This window comes from Ensifer adhaerens, assembly GCF_002007205.1.
In the GTDB taxonomy this organism is placed as follows: domain Bacteria; phylum Pseudomonadota; class Alphaproteobacteria; order Rhizobiales; family Rhizobiaceae; genus Ensifer; species Ensifer adhaerens_D.
In genome coordinates this window covers 1-2814 of record NZ_LAZS01000016.1, presented here as the reverse complement: position 1 = coordinate 2814, position 2814 = coordinate 1, and the positions used below count along the sequence as shown (strand labels likewise).

The 2814-nt window shown below is 65.8% G+C and carries 3 protein-coding genes; all 3 read right to left on the bottom strand.

Annotation, left to right across the window (positions count from 1 at the left end):
• Nucleotides 1-1057, bottom strand: a 1057-nt coding sequence (locus tag XB14_RS32345; RefSeq protein WP_077968715.1) for a sulfate/molybdate ABC transporter ATP-binding protein, incomplete at its 3' end; no start/stop codon positions are given.
• A 13-nt stretch (nt 1058-1070) separates the two neighbouring features.
• Nucleotides 1071-1991: a sulfate ABC transporter permease subunit CysW gene (gene cysW, locus XB14_RS32340; RefSeq protein ID WP_077968713.1), complete on the bottom strand. Its 921-nt coding sequence runs from the start codon at nt 1989-1991 to the stop codon at nt 1071-1073.
• Nucleotides 1981-2814, bottom strand: an 834-nt coding sequence (gene cysT / locus XB14_RS32335; protein ID WP_143348647.1) for a sulfate ABC transporter permease subunit CysT, incomplete at its 5' end; no start/stop codon positions are given. The genes cysW and cysT, both read right to left, overlap by 11 nt.

Below are 2814 nucleotides of genomic sequence, written 5' to 3'. Positions count from 1 at the left end.
GCTTCGTCTCCGCCTGCCCCTCCCTGAAGAGTTTCCACTTTGTCGGCCGGAAGGCGATGCGGCTGTGGTCGCCGGCGGCGGCGCGCTCGGGCGAGAGCTCGATCTCGACATGCGGATGGTTGCGGCCGAGGTCGAGTTCGAGATGGCGGGTGCCGGCAACGCGGCGGCTGGCGACGACGAGGCCGGCGAGACAGCCGCCGCAGCCGTCGATCAGCTCGATGTCGTGCGGGCGGAAGTAGAGTTGCGCCGGGCCGTCGGGCTCGGCTGGCGCGCGCAAGCCGATCGGCCGGTCCTCGAACCAGATCTCGCCGTTCGACAGCGTGACCGACAGGCAGTTCGACTGGCCGATGAAGCCGTAGACGAAGGGCGAGACCGGATGGTCGTAGATCTCGTCGGGGGTGCCGACCTGTTCGATCACGCCCTTGCTCATGACGACGACGCGATCGGCCAGCTCCAGCGCCTCGTCCTGGTCGTGGGTGACGAAGATCGTGGTGTGGCCGGTGCGGTCGTGGATGTCCCTCAGCCACTTGCGCAGTTCTTTCCGGACCTGGGCGTCGAGCGCGCCGAAGGGCTCGTCGAGCAAAAGCACGTTCGGTTCCACCGCCATGGCGCGGGCGAGCGCGACGCGCTGGCGCTGGCCGCCCGACAGCTGCGCCGGATAGCGCTTGTCGAGACCGGAGAGCTGCACCAGGTCGAGAAGGTCAAGCGCGCGGCTGCGGATCTCGGCCGACGGCGGTCTGCGGTTGGACGGGCGCACCTTCAGGCCGAAGGCGACGTTGTCGAGCACGGTCATGTGGCGGAACAGGGCATAGTGCTGGAAGACGAAGCCGATGTTGCGCTGCTGCACGGTCTTTTGCGAGGCATCCTCGTCGCCGAAGAAGATCGTGCCTTCGGTCGGGCTTTCCAGCCCGGCGACGAGGCGTAAGAGCGTCGTCTTGCCGGAACCGGAGGGGCCGAGCAGCGCGATCAGCTCGCCGGAGCGGATGTCGAGCGAGACGTCGTCGAGCGCCGGGAAGCGGCCGAATTCCTTGCGGATGTTGTGAACGCGCACGTCCATTGCGTTTGACCTTTCAATGCCTGCGGCTGGCGGCGATCTCGGCGCTGTAGCGGATCTCCAGCGCCGTCTTCAAAATCAGGGTGATCAGCGCCAGCAGCGCCAGCAACGCCGCCACCGCGAAAGCGGCGACGAAGTTGTATTCATTATAGAGGATTTCCACCTGCAACGGCATGGTGTTGGTCTCGCCGCGGATATGGCCGGAGACCACCGAGACGGCGCCGAACTCGCCCATGGCGCGGGCGTTGCAGAGCAGAACCCCGTAAAGCAGCCCCCATTTGATGTTCGGCAGCGTCACATGCCAGAAGGTCTGCCAGCCCGATGCCCCGAGAGACAAGGCCGCCTCCTCGTCGCTCGATCCCTGTTCCTGCATCAGCGGGATCAGCTCGCGGGCGACGAAGGGGAAGGTGACGAAGACGGTGGCGAGCACCAGGCCGGGCACGGCAAAGAGGATCTGGATGCCGTGGCTCTGCAAAAAGGGCCCGAGGACACTGTGCGAACCGAACAGAAGCACGAAGACGAGGCCGGAGATGACCGGCGAGACCGAGAACGGCAGGTCGATCAGCGTCGTCAGGAAGGCCTTGCCCTTGAACTCGAACTTGGCGATCGCCCAGGCGGCGGCAACGCCGAAGACGAGGTTGAGCGGCACGGCGATGGCGGCGACGATCAGCGTCAGGCGAATGGCGGAAAAAGTCTCGGCGTCCCCGAGCGCCAAAACGAACTCGCCGACGCCCTTGCGCAGCGCCTCGGTAAAGACGGCGGCGAGTGGCAGGAGCAGGAACAGCGCGACGAAGGTAAGCGCGGTGATCGTCAGCGTCAGCCGGGCAAAGCGGCTTTCCGAGGTGGCGGCGGCCAGTTCCGGCAGGGCGGCGCGAGGGCCGGAAGCCGGACTGAGACCGGGACTGGGTGCTGAAGCGGCGGTCAGGTCATGCGACATAGACATATCTCCGCCGGCTCCAGGCCTGGATCGAGTTGATGAGCAGCAGCATGGCAAAGGAGATCGCCAGCATGACAGCGGCAATGGCGGTGGCAGCCGCATAGTTGAACTCTTCGAGCCGGATGACGATCAGCAGCGGCGCGATCTCGGAGACGTAAGGCAGGTTGCCGGCGATGAAGATCACCGAGCCGTATTCGCCGACGCCACGGGCAAAGGCGAGCGCAAAGCCGGTCAAGCCCGCCGGCAAGAGCCCCGGCAGAAGCACCCGGCTGATCGTCTGGAAGCGGCTGGCGCCAAGGGTGGCCGCGGCCTCCTCGACCTCCTTGTCGATCTCCTCCATGATCGGCTGCACCGTCCTGACGACGAAGGGCAGGCCGACGAAGATCAGGGCGATGACGATGCCGGCCGGGGTGAAGGCGACCTTGAGCCCGAGCGGCTCGAGAAACTGGCCGATCCAGCCGTTGCCGGCATAAAGCGTCGTGAGGGCAATGCCGGCGACCGCGGTCGGCAGCGCAAACGGCAGGTCGACCATGGCGTCGATCACCCGCTTGCCGGGAAACCGGTAGCGCACCAGCACCCAGGCGAGGATGACACCGAAGATCAGGTTGATGACGGCGGCGACGAAGGCCGTGCCAAAGGAGATCTTCAGGGCATTGAGGGTGCGTGGATCGAGCGCCAGCGCGAAGAACTCCGACCAGCCGAGCCCGCTGGCCCGAAACACCAGACCCGACAGCGGGATCAAAACGATCAGAACCAGCCAGCTCAGCGTGATCCCGAGCGACAATCCAAATCCAGGCAAAACACTCGGCTGGCGAAATCGCCA